The 15,644-nt window shown below is 40.8% G+C and carries 13 protein-coding genes; 12 read left to right on the forward strand and 1 reads right to left on the reverse strand.

What is annotated here, in order from left to right:
* The first annotated feature begins 122 nt into the window (after positions 1-122).
* From JOC28_RS07185 to JOC28_RS07195, 3 genes are all read left to right on the forward strand, one after another.
* The gene (locus JOC28_RS07185; protein ID WP_205010018.1) at positions 123-386 is read left to right on the forward strand and encodes a phosphocarrier protein HPr; all 264 of its coding nucleotides are present in this window, start codon (positions 123-125) and stop codon (positions 384-386) included.
* Positions 387-388: 2 nt separating this feature from the next.
* Complete coding sequence (gene ptsP, locus JOC28_RS07190; protein ID WP_205010019.1) at positions 389-2,122, forward strand: phosphoenolpyruvate--protein phosphotransferase; 1,734 nt, start codon at positions 389-391, stop codon at positions 2,120-2,122.
* A 285-nt stretch (positions 2,123-2,407) separates the two neighbouring features.
* A complete protein-coding gene (locus tag JOC28_RS07195) occupies positions 2,408-3,835 on the forward strand; it encodes an NADP-dependent glyceraldehyde-3-phosphate dehydrogenase (protein WP_205010020.1) in 1,428 nt (475 codons plus the stop codon).
* Positions 3,836-4,267: 432 nt separating this feature from the next.
* Here JOC28_RS07195 and JOC28_RS07200 read toward each other — a convergent pair whose 3' ends face one another.
* The gene (locus tag JOC28_RS07200) at positions 4,268-5,350 is read right to left on the reverse strand and encodes a DEAD/DEAH box helicase (protein ID WP_205010021.1); all 1,083 of its coding nucleotides are present in this window, start codon (positions 5,348-5,350) and stop codon (positions 4,268-4,270) included.
* Positions 5,351-5,489: 139 nt separating this feature from the next.
* Here JOC28_RS07200 and udk point away from each other — a divergent pair, with 139 nt between their 5' ends.
* From udk to JOC28_RS07245, 9 genes are all read left to right on the forward strand, one after another.
* A complete protein-coding gene (udk, locus tag JOC28_RS07205) occupies positions 5,490-6,113 on the forward strand; it encodes a uridine kinase (RefSeq protein ID WP_205010022.1) in 624 nt (207 codons plus the stop codon).
* Between the two features lie 153 nt (positions 6,114-6,266).
* A complete protein-coding gene (locus JOC28_RS07210) occupies positions 6,267-6,791 on the forward strand; it encodes a putative cross-wall-targeting lipoprotein signal domain-containing protein (RefSeq protein ID WP_205010023.1) in 525 nt (174 codons plus the stop codon).
* A 24-nt stretch (positions 6,792-6,815) separates the two neighbouring features.
* The gene (locus tag JOC28_RS07215; RefSeq protein WP_205010024.1) at positions 6,816-9,125 is read left to right on the forward strand and encodes a GBS Bsp-like repeat-containing protein; all 2,310 of its coding nucleotides are present in this window, start codon (positions 6,816-6,818) and stop codon (positions 9,123-9,125) included.
* Between the two features lie 479 nt (positions 9,126-9,604).
* On the forward strand, positions 9,605-11,167 hold the full coding sequence (locus JOC28_RS07220) for a 2-isopropylmalate synthase (RefSeq protein ID WP_205010025.1): 1,563 nt from the start codon (positions 9,605-9,607) through the stop codon (positions 11,165-11,167).
* Positions 11,168-11,177: 10 nt separating this feature from the next.
* A complete protein-coding gene (gene leuB, locus JOC28_RS07225; protein WP_205010026.1) occupies positions 11,178-12,215 on the forward strand; it encodes a 3-isopropylmalate dehydrogenase in 1,038 nt (345 codons plus the stop codon).
* Positions 12,215-12,484 (forward strand): DUF1294 domain-containing protein, encoded by a 270-nt coding sequence (locus JOC28_RS07230; RefSeq protein WP_205010027.1) that lies wholly within the window; start codon positions 12,215-12,217, stop codon positions 12,482-12,484. The genes leuB and JOC28_RS07230 overlap by 1 nt, the downstream gene beginning before the upstream one ends.
* Positions 12,485-12,561: 77 nt before the next feature.
* Complete coding sequence (gene leuC, locus JOC28_RS07235; RefSeq protein WP_205010028.1) at positions 12,562-13,950, forward strand: 3-isopropylmalate dehydratase large subunit; 1,389 nt, start codon at positions 12,562-12,564, stop codon at positions 13,948-13,950.
* 3 nt (positions 13,951-13,953) lie between these two features.
* Positions 13,954-14,544 carry a 3-isopropylmalate dehydratase small subunit gene (gene leuD, locus JOC28_RS07240; protein WP_205010029.1) on the forward strand — a complete coding sequence of 197 codons (591 nt, stop codon included), beginning with the start codon at positions 13,954-13,956 and terminating at the stop codon, positions 14,542-14,544.
* Between the two features lie 138 nt (positions 14,545-14,682).
* Positions 14,683-15,468: an L-threonylcarbamoyladenylate synthase gene (locus JOC28_RS07245; protein ID WP_205010030.1), complete on the forward strand. Its 786-nt coding sequence runs from the start codon at positions 14,683-14,685 to the stop codon at positions 15,466-15,468.
* The last annotated feature ends 176 nt before the right edge of the window (positions 15,469-15,644 follow it).

Here is a 15,644-nt window from a genome sequence, read left to right on the forward strand (position 1 = left end):
TCAAGTTTTTTCCACAAAACAATTTTTTACCTTGAAAAAAGAGACACGATATGCTATACTAGAAAATGTAAGGGTTATCAAAATAACCTAAAAAATTCAAAAAGTAAAAAGGAGAATCCACTATGGCTTCTAAAGATTTCCACATTGTTGCAGAAACAGGTATCCACGCACGTCCAGCTACTTTGCTTGTTCAAACAGCTAGCAAATTTGCTTCAGACATCACTTTGGACTACAAAGGTAAATCAGTAAACCTTAAATCAATCATGGGTGTTATGAGCCTTGGTGTTGGTCAAGGTGCTGACGTTACTATCTCAGCTGAAGGTGCAGACGCTGACGATGCAATCGCAGCTATCGACGAAACAATGACAAAAGAAGGATTGGCATAAACATGACAGAATTGCTTAAAGGAATTGCAGCATCTGACGGTGTTGCCGTTGCTAAAGCATATCTACTTGTTCAACCGGATTTGTCATTCGAGACTGTATCAGTCGAGGATACAAGTGCAGAAGAGGCTCGTTTAGATGCTGCCCTTGAGGCATCACAGAACGAGCTTTCTGTTATCCGTGAAAAAGCAGTAGGTACGCTTGGTGAAGAAGCTGCAGCAGTTTTCGATGCACACTTGATGGTTCTTGCTGACCCAGAAATGACTGGTCAAATCAAAGAAACAATCCGTGCTAAACAAGTTAACGCTGAGAGTGCTTTGACAGAAGTTACAGATATGTTCATCACTATCTTCGAAGGTATGGAAGATAACCCATACATGCAAGAACGTGCTGCAGATATCCGTGACGTTACAAAACGTGTCTTGGCTAACCTTCTTGGTGTTAAATTGCCTAACCCAGCAGCTATCAGTGAAGAGTCAATCGTTATTGCACACGACTTGACACCTTCAGATACTGCACAGTTGGACAAAAACTTTGTTAAAGCATTTGTAACTAACATCGGTGGACGTACAAGTCACTCAGCTATCATGGCTCGTACACTTGAAATTGCTGCTGTTCTTGGTACAAATAACATTACTGAACTTGTTAAAGATGGCGATGTTCTTGCTGTTAATGGTATTACTGGTGAAGTTATCATCAACCCTACTGAAGAACAAATTGCTGACTTCAAAGCAGCTGGTGAAGCTTACGCTAAACAAAAAGCTGAGTGGGCTCTTCTTAAAGATGCACAAACAGTTACAGCTGACGGTAAACACTTTGAATTGGCTGCTAACATCGGTACACCTAAAGACGTTGAAGGTGTAAACGATAATGGTGCAGAAGCAGTTGGTCTCTATCGTACTGAGTTCCTTTACATGGATTCACAAGATTTCCCAACTGAAGATGAGCAATACGAAGCTTATAAAGCTGTTCTTGAAGGAATGAACGGTAAACCTGTTGTGGTTCGTACAATGGATATCGGTGGGGATAAAGAACTTCCTTACTTCGACCTTCCAAAAGAAATGAACCCATTCCTTGGATTCCGTGCTTTGCGTATCTCTATCTCTGAAACAGGAGATGCTATGTTCCGCACACAAATCCGTGCCCTTCTTCGTGCATCTGTACATGGTCAACTTCGTATCATGTTCCCAATGGTTGCTCTTCTTAAAGAATTCCGTGCAGCAAAAGCTGTATTTGATGAAGAAAAAGCTAACCTTAAAGCTGAAGGTGTTGCCGTTTCAGATGACATCCAAGTTGGTATCATGATCGAAATCCCAGCAGCAGCAATGCTTGCTGACCAATTTGCTAAAGAAGTTGACTTCTTCTCAATTGGTACAAACGACCTTATCCAATACACAATGGCTGCTGACCGTATGAACGAACAAGTTTCATACCTTTACCAACCATACAACCCATCAATTCTTCGCTTGATCAACAACGTTATCAAAGCTGCTCACGCAGAAGGTAAATGGGCTGGTATGTGTGGTGAAATGGCCGGTGACCAACAAGCTGTTCCACTTCTTGTCGGAATGGGTCTTGATGAGTTCTCAATGTCAGCTACATCAGTACTTCGTACACGTAGCTTGATGAAAACTCTTGACACAGCTAAAATGCAAGAGTACGCAAACCGTGCCCTTACAGAATGTTCAACTGCTGAAGAAGTTCTTGAACTTCAAAAAGAATATGTTGACTTCAACTAATTAAAAGAGAGTTTTACTCTCTTTTTTTAATAAGTTTAATGGAAAGCGCTATTAATTCAAAATTTTCTGAATTTATTTGCCGTAAAATCTTGAATTATTTCCGAAAAATGATAGAATGAAGTTATTATCCATTATGAGATGGTTTATCGTAGTAAATATTTGAAATTATTTCAAAACATGCTAAAATATGTTTATAAGATTTGTACCGATTGGTACAGTCTGCTTATTCTTAGTTTAGTGACTAAGATATGTCCATCCTCATAAATAAAAAAAGGAGACCTATTAATGGCAAAACAATACAAAAACCTTGTCAATGGTGAGTGGAAACTTTCTGAAAACGAAATCAAAATCTATGCACCAGCAACTGGAGAAGAGCTTGGTTCTGTACCAGCTATGAGTCAAGAAGAAGTTGATTATGTTTACGCTACTGCAAAAGCAGCACAACCAGCATGGCGTGCTCTTTCATACGTAGAGCGTGCAGCAATTCTTCACAAAGCAGCAGATATTCTTGATCGTGATGCAGAAAAAATTGGTGCTGTTCTTTCTAAAGAAATTGCTAAAGGCTATAAAGCATCTGTTTCTGAAATTACACGTACAGCTTCAATTATTCGCTACGCAGCTGAAGAAGGACTTCGTATGGAAGGTGAAGTTCTTGAAGGTGGAAGTTTTGAAGCAGCAAGCAAGAAAAAAATTGCGGTTGTTCGTCGTGAGCCACTTGGACTTGTTCTTGCTATCTCACCATTTAACTACCCAGTTAACCTTGCAGGTTCTAAGATTGCTCCAGCCCTTATCTCAGGTAACGTTGTAGCCCTTAAACCACCAACACAAGGTTCAATCTCAGGTCTTCTCTTGGCAGAAGCATTTGCTGAAGCTGGAGTTCCTGCTGGTGTATTCAGCACTATCACAGGTAAAGGTTCAGTAATCGGTGACTACATCGTTGAACACGAAGCTGTTAACTTTATCAACTTTACAGGTTCAACACCAGTTGGTGAACGTATTGGTAAATTGGCTGGTATGCGTCCAATCATGCTTGAACTTGGTGGTAAAGACTCAGCTATCGTTCTTGAAGATGCTGATCTTGAAGTAGCAGCTAAAAACATCGTTGATGGTGCCTTTGGTTACTCAGGTCAACGTTGTACAGCCGTTAAACGTGTTCTTGTTATGGAAAACGTTGCAGATAAACTTGTTGAAACTATCCGTGAAAAAGTCTTGAAATTGACTATCGGTAATCCAGAAGAAGATGCAGATATTACACCACTTATCGATACTAAAGCTGCTGACTTTGTTGAAGGTCTTGTAAACGATGCAAGTGATAAAGGTGCGGAAGCTGTTACTGAAATTAAACGTGATGGTAACCTTATCTGCCCAATCCTCTTCGATAAAGTAACATCAGATATGCGTCTTGCTTGGGAAGAGCCATTTGGACCAGTATTGCCAATTATCCGTGTGAAATCAGTTGAAGAAGCAATTGAGCTTTCAAACAAATCTGAATACGGTCTTCAAGCATCTGTATTTACAAACGACTTCCCACTTGCATTCAAGATTGCTGAGCAACTTGAAGTTGGTACAGTTCACATCAACAACAAAACACAACGTGGTACAGATAACTTCCCATTCTTGGGTGCTAAGAAATCTGGTGCCGGTACACAAGGTGTTAAATACTCTATCGAAGCAATGACTTCAGTTAAATCAGTAGTATTTGATATCAAATAATCATAAAAAGAACGAGTTTTCTCGTTCTTTTCTGTTTGAAGATAAAGTCTTTTTTCGATACTTTCCTTAAGTGATGTCGGACGTCAGCGACTTCCTACGGAATTCCATGACTAATATTTGAGCCAAGTGTCTCAAATATTCCGAGTGTAAGAAATGCTTTTATATAGGCATTTCTTACACTTTCATCACGGCGGAAGTATCTTTTTGGGGCTCGCTAACACTCGCATGAAATCGGAAGATTTGTTTTAAGTAAGCTGAGCTTTTGTATCCAATTCCGTTGAAAGTTAGGTTTGTCTACATTCTGAACGAACGAGTTTCTCGTTCTTTTTTGTGTTTTAAATAACATCAGTGATTTAAATCTCGTAAATCTAAATTCAATGACAAGATTTGTGTAAAAGAATAGGTCAAGATTATATCCTGACCTATTCTTGTTTATTTTGTATGTAAGCTTTGATTTTTGAGTGTAACCTCTGATACTTGGGCAAATTTTTTGAGTTTTTTGAGGTCTTCCTTATGTGTGACTAGGGTGATGACACTTCCAGTTTTTCCCATACGTCCTGTGCGCCCAGCACGATGAGTATAGGATTCAAGATCACGGGGAACTTCAAAGTTAACAACGACTTCAAGATTTTCGATATCAATCCCACGTGCAACCAAGTCAGTTGCTAGAAGCAGGGCAATTTCATGATTCTTGAACTTCTCTAAGATAACCTTACGGAACTTAACATTAACATCACTGGCTAGAGAAACAGCGGAAGCATTATTAAATTGAAGGCGTTCCTCAGCAGCACCTAAATCAGACAGGCTGTTGAAGAAGGTGAGGCCTCGGAAATCAGGAATATTAGACAATTTTCTCAAAATCTCAAGACGATCTCGCTTGTCAACTTGAAGATAGTAGTGAGTGATAGTATCTAGTTTCTGATCAGAAAGGTCCAGGAGAATGGTATTGTCTGCCAAGGATTCTGGATCAACCTTATTGGTTGCACTCATGTAGATGAGCTGGTGATCACGTGAAACATGATTGGTGATTTTTGAGACAAAGTGATACTGAGAATCGCTGAGCAATTCGTCAAATTCATCCAGAATGATAGTATCAACATTCATCATCTTGATTTTTTTGAGTTTGATTAATTCAAACACACGACCAGGCGTTCCGATTAGGATTTCAGGTCCTTTTTTGAGACGTTCAATCTGACGTTTTTGACTTGATCCGGATAGAAATAGCTGAGCTGTCAAACCGAGAGGCTCTGCCCATTCTTTAGTTACATCGAAAATCTGACCAGCCAATTCAGTATTAGGTGCTAGGATAAGTAGCTGCTGCGATTTTTTGGGTTTGAGTTTTAAAAGACTTGGGAAAAGATAGGCCAAGGTTTTTCCAGTACCTGTTGGGCTAATGCCTAGCAGATTATCACCGTCGGAAATAATTGGAAATGCCTTTTCTTGAATAGCTGTCAGCTGACTAAAGTTCAGGGCAGATAATTTGTCCTGCCAGACTGTTGGAAATGTGTTTATCATGATTATACTCGTTTTCTAACTACTGGAAGCACTCAGAACGTGAGCTAGTTTTCATCCAGTAACAATTGATAGTTCTTTCATTATATCATGTTTTAGTGTAAAATAGATAGGAAAGACAATTTTAGACAGGAAGTTTATCATGAGAAAAAAACCGATTATTATTGGCGTGACTGGTGGTTCAGGGGGCGGTAAGACTAGCGTTTCTCGCGCAATCTTATCCAACTTTCCAGATGCCAAAATCGCAATGATTGAGCACGATTCTTACTATAAAGACCAAAGTCATCTTACTTTTGAAGAGCGTGTGACAACTAACTATGACCATCCGCTTGCTTTTGATACGGATTTGATGATTGAGCACATCAATGAATTGATTGCTGGTCGCCCTGTTGATATTCCAATTTATGATTACACACAACACACTCGCAGTGAAAAAACCTATCGTCAGGAACCGCAGGATGTCTTTATCGTTGAAGGGATTCTTGTACTTGAAGATAAACGTTTACGTGATTTGATGGATATCAAACTTTTCGTTGACACTGATGATGATATCCGTATTATTCGTCGTATCAAACGTGATATGGAAGAGCGTGGCCGTAGTTTGGATAGTATCATTGAGCAGTACACAACAGTGGTTAAGCCAATGTATCATCAGTTTATTGAACCGACGAAGCGTTACGCTGACATCGTTATCCCAGAAGGTGTATCAAACTTGGTTGCTATCGACTTGATTAACACGAAAGTAGCCGCAATTCTTGGGGAATAGAAGTTTTGAGCTAGCTAAGGCTAGCTTTTTTCTTTTTTGGTCAATAGCAGTGCTGAAAAATTCGCAAAATATCAAGAAAATGCTCATTTAATCTTGAAATTTCAGAAAAATTATACTAAACTGAATAATTAGAATGATCTTTAGGAGTAAAGCATGAAAAAGAAAGACTATTTTGGATTTAAGAAATCTAAATCCTACGGACTCTGCGGTGTTGTTTTGGCCACGGCGCTTTTGGGTTTTGCGGCCAATGTTTCCGCTGATGAGACGACAACGACAAGTGAAACCACTACTCAACTGACAGTTGAAACCAGCGAGGCTAGTCTTGTTGAAGATACTGCGGTTACAACTGAAACTGTTGTGACAAGTGAGACTCAAGCTAGCCAAGAAGTGACAACTTCTACGGAAGTCAGCTCTGAAGTTACTACAAGTAGTTCTGAGACGGTAGCTGAAACGACAACTAATGTTAGTTCTGAAGTGGCAAGCCAGCAAGTTAGCTCAGCTATTTCTCAGGAAACGACTGTCGCTGAAGAAGAGGAATTCACAACTTTTAGCCTCTCAGATCTTGAAGTGACTGACCTGCCTGTGTCTGCTCTATCAGCCAGTCTTGCCTCAAGTGCCAGCCAAGAATTGGTTACGGCAAAGACCGATGATAAGTCCATCACAATCCAATACAGTTAAACTATCGCCAGCAATGAGAAAATCATGTTCGCCGTTTGGGGCGATCCTAATGATCAGAATGATTTGATTTGGTATACGGCTAGTGCTGCGGGCGCTGCCTATGTTGACCTGTCAAAACACAAGGAATATGGCAAGTACAATATTCACACCTACGCTAATCGCAATGGGCAGATGGTGGGGTTAGATGTGACTAGCATCACAATTGTGACTGATGTCAAAGTGGCTGTGACTTCAAAATCGACAGATGCCTTTACCATCACGGTTTCAAATGTTCCTGACTCTATTTCTAGCGTAACTATTCCTGTTTGGACAGATAAGAATAATCAGGACGACATCAAGTGGTACACTGCTCAGAAAACGGCAAGTAAGACTTATACGGTAACCGTTGCGACCAAGGATCACAATAGTGAATTTGGCCACTACAATATTCATGTTTACGGTCAAAGTACGATTACTGGTGGTTTGATTGGTTTGTCCGCCACAGATGGCTACAATAACGTTGACAACCGTAAGACGGCAACCGTTTCTCTTGTCAATTATGCTGAGAATAAAACCAGTTTCGATGTGGCTGTTGTGGGCTCAAGTGCAACTAAGACCCTGACCGGAGTTCGTATTGCAGCTTGGTCAGAAGACAAGGGACAGGACGACCTCAAGTGGTATGCGCCAGCCATCAGCAATAACCAAGCAAAACAGACCATTTCAATCGCTGATTTGTCAAATACCAGCGGTAATTATACGGTTCATGTTTACACGGACTACACAGACGGAACAACAACTGGCACCAATCTTGGGACCTTCAAAATCACTAAACCAGCTTCGAAAACAGAAGTCACTTCAAACTTGACCAATCAAGGGATTGCCCTGCATGTGACTTCTACTGAGGTTAGGGATTACAAGAAAGTCAAATTCGCCGTTTGGTCTCAGGAAAAAGACCAAGATGACATCAAGTGGTATGATGCTGATGCCTCTGGCAATGCCTTGGCTCTGTACACAGACCACTCTGGCTATGATACTTACAATATCCACACTTATTCATTTGAAAATGGCAGAGCTGTTGGACTCGCAGTAAGCACGATTGAGCTTCCAAAACCGTCAGCCAAGGTTGCCGTTGAAAAGACAGATGATACCCACTATAAAATCACCGTTACTGAAACGCCACAGTACATCACATCTGTGACCATTCCAGTTTGGTCAAACAAGAACGACCAAGATGATATTAAGTGGACCAGTGCAAGCAAAAATGCGGATGGTTCTTATACAGCCATTGTCAGCCTCAGCGACCACAAGTTGGATACTGGCCAGTACCAAGCCCATGTCTATGCCAATAGCTTGATTGGCAATAATAGTCTAGTTGGCTTGGGGGTGACAAGCTTTACCGTTGAACTCCCTAAAAATTTAACAACTCCAAGTATTCTAGTAACAGAATATGATAAAGATAAGGGAATCGTAGACATTTTGGTTGATGGCTCTGCTATTAACCGAAGTATTAAAAGTATCAGTGTAGCTGCTTGGTCAGAAGAAGGGCAATCAAATATTCATTGGTACACTGTAACTCCAACAAATAATCAGGCGACAATTCAAGTAAATCAATTGAAGCATCGAGGAGTTGAGGGAACATATACAATTCATGCTTATGTGGATTACCAAGATGGTGAGAGAAGTGGATATGTCGTAGGGGATTACCTTCTTGCTTCGAAAAATTTAGGAACAGCGTCTCAAGGAAACTATAGCGTTGTAACAAAAACGATTTATCTGGATGCTGGTCATGGGGGTTATGATTCTGGAGCATATTATTATAATACGGCAGAGAAGACTGTGAATCTAGCGGTTGAAAGTTTAGTAAAATCAAAACTTGAGCAACTTGGTTACAGTGTTGTGACAACAAGAGACAGCGATGTGGCTGTTGGACTACTTGATCGTTCAAGCAAGGCAAATGCTAGTGATTCAGACCTCTTTATTAGTATTCACTTCAATGCTTCTACATCAGCCTCAGCTCAAGGAATTGAAACTTACTACTATCAGTATGCTGCCGATTACCCATCAAGAATCAACAAAACTTACCATAATGATACTAAACGTCTTGAATTGAGTGCAATTCTTGCAAATGATATTCAAAGTGCAGTCATCTCAGGAACTGGTGCAGTTAATAACGGTGTTAGAAGAGAAACATTTGCTGTGCTTAGAGAAACCACAGCACCAGCAGTTCTCTTGGAATTGGGCTATCTGTCAAATGCATCTGAAAATCAGAAAATCAGAAGTACAGTTTATCAAGAAAAGCTAGCGACAGCTATTGTTAGCGGTATTGAGAAATACTATCAAACCATTACGCTATAATCGAAGAAGTGAGAGGAATATTTCCTTTCACTTTTTTTGAAAGTTGTAGGAAAATAAATTGTAGCAACTTTTCAGAAAATTCAGCAATTCTGAATTATTTCCTTGACAAAATGAGTAGGAAACGTTAAGATATTTGTAATAACTATCGATAAGGAGGAGTCAAATGACATTCGCAACAAAAACTGTTTTGCTATTGCGTAATGAGGGCTAGTGCATGAAGAAGCATTAGTCCTGTTTGGCTTACCAAGCGGGAAAGAAAAACTCGCTTGGAATTCTCCTAGCGGGTTTTTAATTTTATTGTTAGGAATGGTTGGTAGTTAGCTGAGAAGCTCTTCAAGAAAATTTAGTTTCTGCAGTCTAGCTATGATTTTCAGAGAATTGCGACAAGTTAGCTTATTCTCATCAGAGTGCTTCAAAGGCAGCTACCAGCCATGTTTTCCTGATTTATTGTCAGGAATAATCTTAGAAAGAGGTATACTATGCGTACAGTTGAATTTCTTGATACAAGTCTTCGTGATGGCGAACAAACGCCGGGTGTAAACTTCTCTATCAAAGAGAAGGTCGCAATTGCTAAGCAGTTGGAAAAATGGGGAATTTCATCAATCGAAGCTGGTTTCCCAGCAGCAAGTCCAGATTCCTTTGAAGCAGTAAAACAAATTGCAGCAATAATGACAAAAACAGCTGTTTCTGGTCTGGCACGTGCTGTCAAATCTGATATTGATGCTTGTTATGAAGCTATCAAGGATGCAAAATTCCCACAAATTCATGTTTTCATTGCTGCTAGTCCTATCCACCGTGAGTTCAAACTGAAAAAAACTAAGGAAGAAATTCTTGAAAGTGTAACAGAACATGTCTCTTATGCACGTTCAAAATTTGAAATCGTTGAGTTTTCACCAGAGGATGCAACACGTACTGAGTTGGACTTTCTTCTTCAAGTAGTTCAAACAGCTGTAGATGCAGGTGCTACTTATATCAATATTCCAGACACAGTTGGTTTCACAACGCCTGAAGAATACGGATACATTTTCAAATATCTGATTGAAAATATCAAATCTGACCGTGAAATCATCTTCAGTCCACACTGTCACAATGACTTGGGTATGGCAACTGCCAATACACTTGCAGCCATTAAAAACGGTGCAGGTCGTGTTGAAGGAACGGTCAATGGTATTGGTGAACGTGCTGGTAACGTAGCCCTAGAAGAAGTTGCTGTTGCGCTTAATATTCGTGAAGATTACTATCAAGCTACATCTGATATCGTCTTGAACGAAACGATGAATACTTCTGAAATGGTTTCTCGTTTCTCAGGTATTCCCCTTCCTAAGAATAAACCAATTGTGGGTGGTAATGCCTTCTCACACGAATCAGGTATTCACCAAGATGGTGTTCTTAAAAACCCACTCACTTATGAAATCATTACACCTGAATTGGTTGGTGTTAAGAAAAACTCTCTTCCACTTGGTAAACTCTCAGGTCGTCATGCCTTTGTTGAAAAACTCAAAGAATTACAACTTGATTTTGAAGAGTCTGAAATTGCAACACTCTTTGCTAACTTCAAGAAATTGGCTGATAAAAAACATGAAATTACAGATGCTGATATTGTTGCTTTAGTAGATGGCAATGAAATTTCTAACCCAGAAGGGTTCCATTTTGATGACTTAAAATTGACTTCTAATCCAGATGATACCGTAACTGCAGTCGTTACTATGTCAAATGAAGACAATGAAGATGTTGAAGTTATCGCAAACGGTAAAGGATCAGTTGAGGCTATCTTTAACGCCATCGATAAATTCTTCAACCAAACAGTTAAACTACTCAGCTACAATATCGATGCTGTAACAGAAGGTATCGATGCCCAAGCACGTGTATCTGTTTCTGTTGAAAATGTTGATTCAGGAACTATTTTCAATGCTTCAGGTATTGACTTTGATGTTTTGAAAGCTGGTGCTATCGCTTACGTTAATGCTAATGCTTTTGTTCAAAAAGAAAATGCTGGCGAAATCGGCAAAGCCGTCTCATATCGTGACCTTCCAAGCAACTAAGGAGTAGCAGATGACACATAAAATTGTAACCCTTGCTGGTGATGGTATCGGTCCTGAAATTATGGCAGCAGGTCTTCAAGTTCTTGAAGCAGTAGCTGAGAAAATTGATTTCGACTACGCTCTGGAAGCTAAGGCCTTTGGTGGAGCTGGCATTGACGCAGCAGGACATCCCCTTCCACAAGATACCTTAGATGCAGCTAAAGAAGCAGATGCTATCTTGTTGGCTGCTATCGGTAGTCCTCAGTATGACAACGCACCCGTTCGCCCAGAACAAGGTTTGCTTGCCATTCGTAAGGAACTTAATCTCTTTGCTAATATCCGTCCTGTTAAGATTTTTGATGCCCTTAAGCACTTGTCACCTTTAAAGGCAGAGCGTATTGAAGGTGTTGACTTTGTTGTGGTACGTGAGTTGACAGGTGGTATCTACTTTGGAGACCACATTCTTGAAGTTGATAAGGCAAGAGATATCAATGACTACTCAGCGGAGGAAATCCGTCGTATCATGGTCAAGGCTTTTGAGATTGCTCAAGGTCGTGGCAAGAAAGTGACTTCAATTGATAAGCAAAACGTTCTTGCGACTTCAAAACTTTGGCGTCAAGTGGCGGATGAAGTTGCTAAAGACTATCCTGATGTCACTTTGGAACATCAGTTGGTCGATAGCGCAGCCATGATTATGATTACTAATCCAGCTCGTTTTGATGTTGTTGTGACCGAAAATCTCTTTGGTGACATTTTGTCTGATGAGTCATCAGTTCTGCCTGGTACTTTGGGTGTTATGCCATCAGCATCTCACTCAGCAGATGGTCCTAGCCTTTACGAACCCATTCATGGCTCTGCTCCTGACATTGCTGGTCAAGGAGTTGCCAATCCGATTTCCATGATTCTATCAGTGGCTATGATGCTCCGCGATTCCTTCGGGGAAAATGCTGGCGCAGCCATGATTGAAAAGGCAGTTGACGCAACCTTGGCAGCAGGTGTACTGACACGTGATATCGGTGGCACAGCCTCTACAGCTGAAATGACAGCTGCTATCATTGCAAATCTCTAATGGTTGATTTTCTAATTTATCTAGGCCTCTGGAATCTGCTTGTTTTTATCACCTATGGCATTGACAAGAGACGTGCTGTTCGTGGTCAATGGCGTATTTCAGAGAAGAGCCTCCTTCTTATTGCAGTCTTTTTTGGAGGTTTCGGTGCTTTCATAGCTGGAAAATTTTTCCATCATAAAACACGAAAATGGTATTTTCAAGCGACTTGGTATCTAGGCATGGGCCTAACACTAGGTCTAGCCTACCTTGTTTGGAAATATCTTTCTTGAGAAAATTTACTCAATCGTCTGATCTGAGTGTTAGAAAGTTATCTGCAGGTTTATCCTGCGAAAGTTTGGTATAAAAAATGAGCGGAAAGTCTATTTTTGATAAGGTTTGGGAGCGTCATGTCGTGACCGGCAACCTCGGCGAGCCCCAGCTCATGTACGTGGATCAACATTATATCCACGAAGTAACAAGTCCTCAAGCCTTCCAAGGATTGAGAGATGCAGGGCGCAAATTGCGTCGTCCTGATTTGACATTTGGTACCTTTGACCATAATGTTCCAACGGTAAATATCTATGATATTCGTGATGTGATCTCTAAGGCACAGATGGATAAACTGGCTGAAAATGTGGTTGATTTTGGTATTGATCATGCTGACCACGGTTCAGAAAAACAAGGGATTGTCCACATGGTTGGACCAGAAACTGGACGTACACAGCCAGGGAAATTCATCGTCTGTGGTGATAGTCACACCGCTACACACGGTGCCTTTGGAGCTATCGGTTTTGGTATCGGGACAACAGAGGTAGAGCATGTTTTTGCCACTCAAACCATCTGGCAAGTTAAGCCTAAGAAACTCTTGGTAGAGTATATTGGTCAACCGCAAAAAGGTGTCTATGCTAAGGATTTTGTTCTTGCCTTGATTGCTCAACATGGTGTTGCAGTTGGTGTTGGACATGCAGTAGAATACCGTGGCGAAGCCATTGATGCCCTATCCATGGAAGAACGTATGACCATCTGTAATATGTCAGTTGAGTTTGGCTCTAAGATGGGAATTATGAATCCCGATCAGAAGACCTTTGATTATCTTGCAGATAAAGAATGCCGTCCTAAAGATTTTGAAGCGGCAGTAGCTGACTGGAAGACGCTGGTTTCAGATGATGATGCGGTCTATGATAAGGTCATTACCATTGATGTTTCTCAGCTAGCTCCTATGGTTACTTGGGGAACCAATCCATCCATGGGTGTGTCCTTTGACCAAGCCTTTCCAGAAGTTCGTGACATGAATGATGAGCGTGCTTACAAGTATATGGATCTTGAGCCTGGACAAAAAGCTGAAGATATTGAAATCGGTTATGTTTTCCTTGGTTCTTGTACCAACGCTAGGCTGAGTGACTTGCAGCTTGCTGCTAAGTTTGTTAAAGGCAAGAAAATTAATCCTAACCTAACAGCTGTTGTTGTTCCAGGATCTCGTCCTGTTAAGCGTGCTGCTGAAAAACTTGGCTTGGATAAGATTTTCATGGATGCTGGATTTGAATGGCGTGATCCAGGTTGCTCTATGTGTCTAGGGATGAATCCTGACAAGGTGGCACCGGGTGTCCACTGTGCTTCAACAAGTAACCGTAACTTTGAAGACCGTCAAGGTGCGGGAGCTAGAACCCATCTATGTAGTCCTGCCATGGCAGCAGCGGCAGCTATTTACGGGCACTTTGTTGATGTGAGACAATTGCCAGAAGCACAGGAGGGTTAGGTCGTGGAAAAATTTACAGTTTACAGTGGGACGACTGTTCCCTTGATGAATGACAATATTGATACGGACCAAATTTTGCCAAAGCAATTCTTGAAATTGATTGATAAAAAAGGCTTTGGTAAATACCTCTTTTACGAGTGGCGTTATACAGATGATCGTTACACGGATGACCCTGATTTTATCTTCAATCGTCCTGAGTATCGTTCTGCAAGCATCCTTGTGACTGGTGACAACTTTGGTGCGGGTTCTTCTCGTGAGCATGCTGCCTGGGCCTTGGCCGACTATGGTTTTAAAGTGATTGTAGCAGGTTCTTTTGGGGATATTCACTATAACAATGACCTCAATAACGGGATTTTACCTATTGTTCAGCCACTTGAGGTACGTCAGCAATTAGCTGCGCTTGCTCCTGATGAGGAAGTGACGGTTGACCTTCCAAATCAAAAACTGATCACACCATTTGGTACCTTTGATTTCGAAATCGATGGTGAGTGGAAACATAAGTTGGTCAACGGTCTAGATGATATTGGGATTACTCTCCAGTATGAAGATCTCATTGCTGAGTATGAAAAGAATCGTCCAAGTTATTGGCAATAGATGTAATTGTGTATCAATTTTGAAAATTGTGAAAAATGCTTAGAAAAGCTTGAATTTGCTAGGCTAAGATGTTAAAATGTTAAGAGTATTGAATTTTTTGAAAAATTCGACTAAATAAGTTTAGAAATAGGTGTTATTATGACAAAACATGTCCAATGGGATGGAAATCTTAATCAAGAAGGTCTTGAAATTCTTAAAGGCGAAGGCGGATGTATCGTTACACCAACTAAAGTTGGTTATATCATCATGACAAGCGATAAAGCTGGTCTTGAGCGTAAATTTGAAGCTAAAGAACGTAACCGTAACAAACCAGGTGTTGTTCTTTGTGGTAGCATGGAAGAATTGCGTGCGCTTGCTCAATTGACACCAGAAATCGATGCTTTCTACCAAAAACACTGGGATGAAGATATCCTCCTTGGATGTATCCTTCCATGGCGTGAAGATGCTTACGCAAAACTTCAAGCATTTGGTGACGGTCGTGAAGAGTTGATGACTGACGTTCGTGGAACTTCATGTTTCGTTATCAAGTTTGGTGTTGCTGGTGAGCAAATCGCTAAAGAAATGTGGGAAAATGAAGGTAAGATGGTTTACGCATCATCAGCTAACCCTTCAGGTAAAGGTAACCGTGGTAAGGTTGAAGGTATCGGTGAACGTATCGAGTCACACGTTGACCTCGTTATCGAAGCTGACGACTACGTAGCATCAATCCAACCTGACAAAACAATCGAAACGCGTTACGAGCAAGGTGTTATGGTATCAATGGTTGATGCCGAAGGTAAATTGATCCCAGAACAAGGCCAAGGAAGCCGTTCAATCGAACCATGTCCAGTAGTTATCCGTAAAGGTCTTGACATCGATAAAATCATGATGCACCTTTCAGATCACTTCAACTCATGGAACTACCGTCAAGGTGAGTACTATTAAGAAGTTTTGGCTCTTTGTCAACTGTAGTGGGTTGACTAAATAATTAAGCACGAGAGAGAATCAAATTGGTTCTCTCTTTTGTGGCTCTTTGTCAACTGTAGTGGGTTGACTAATAATTAAGTACGAGAGAGAATCGGCTCTTTGTCAACTGTAGTGGGTTGACTAAATAATTAAGC

Source organism: Streptococcus loxodontisalivarius (assembly GCF_016908645.1).
Taxonomy (GTDB): domain Bacteria; phylum Bacillota; class Bacilli; order Lactobacillales; family Streptococcaceae; genus Streptococcus; species Streptococcus loxodontisalivarius.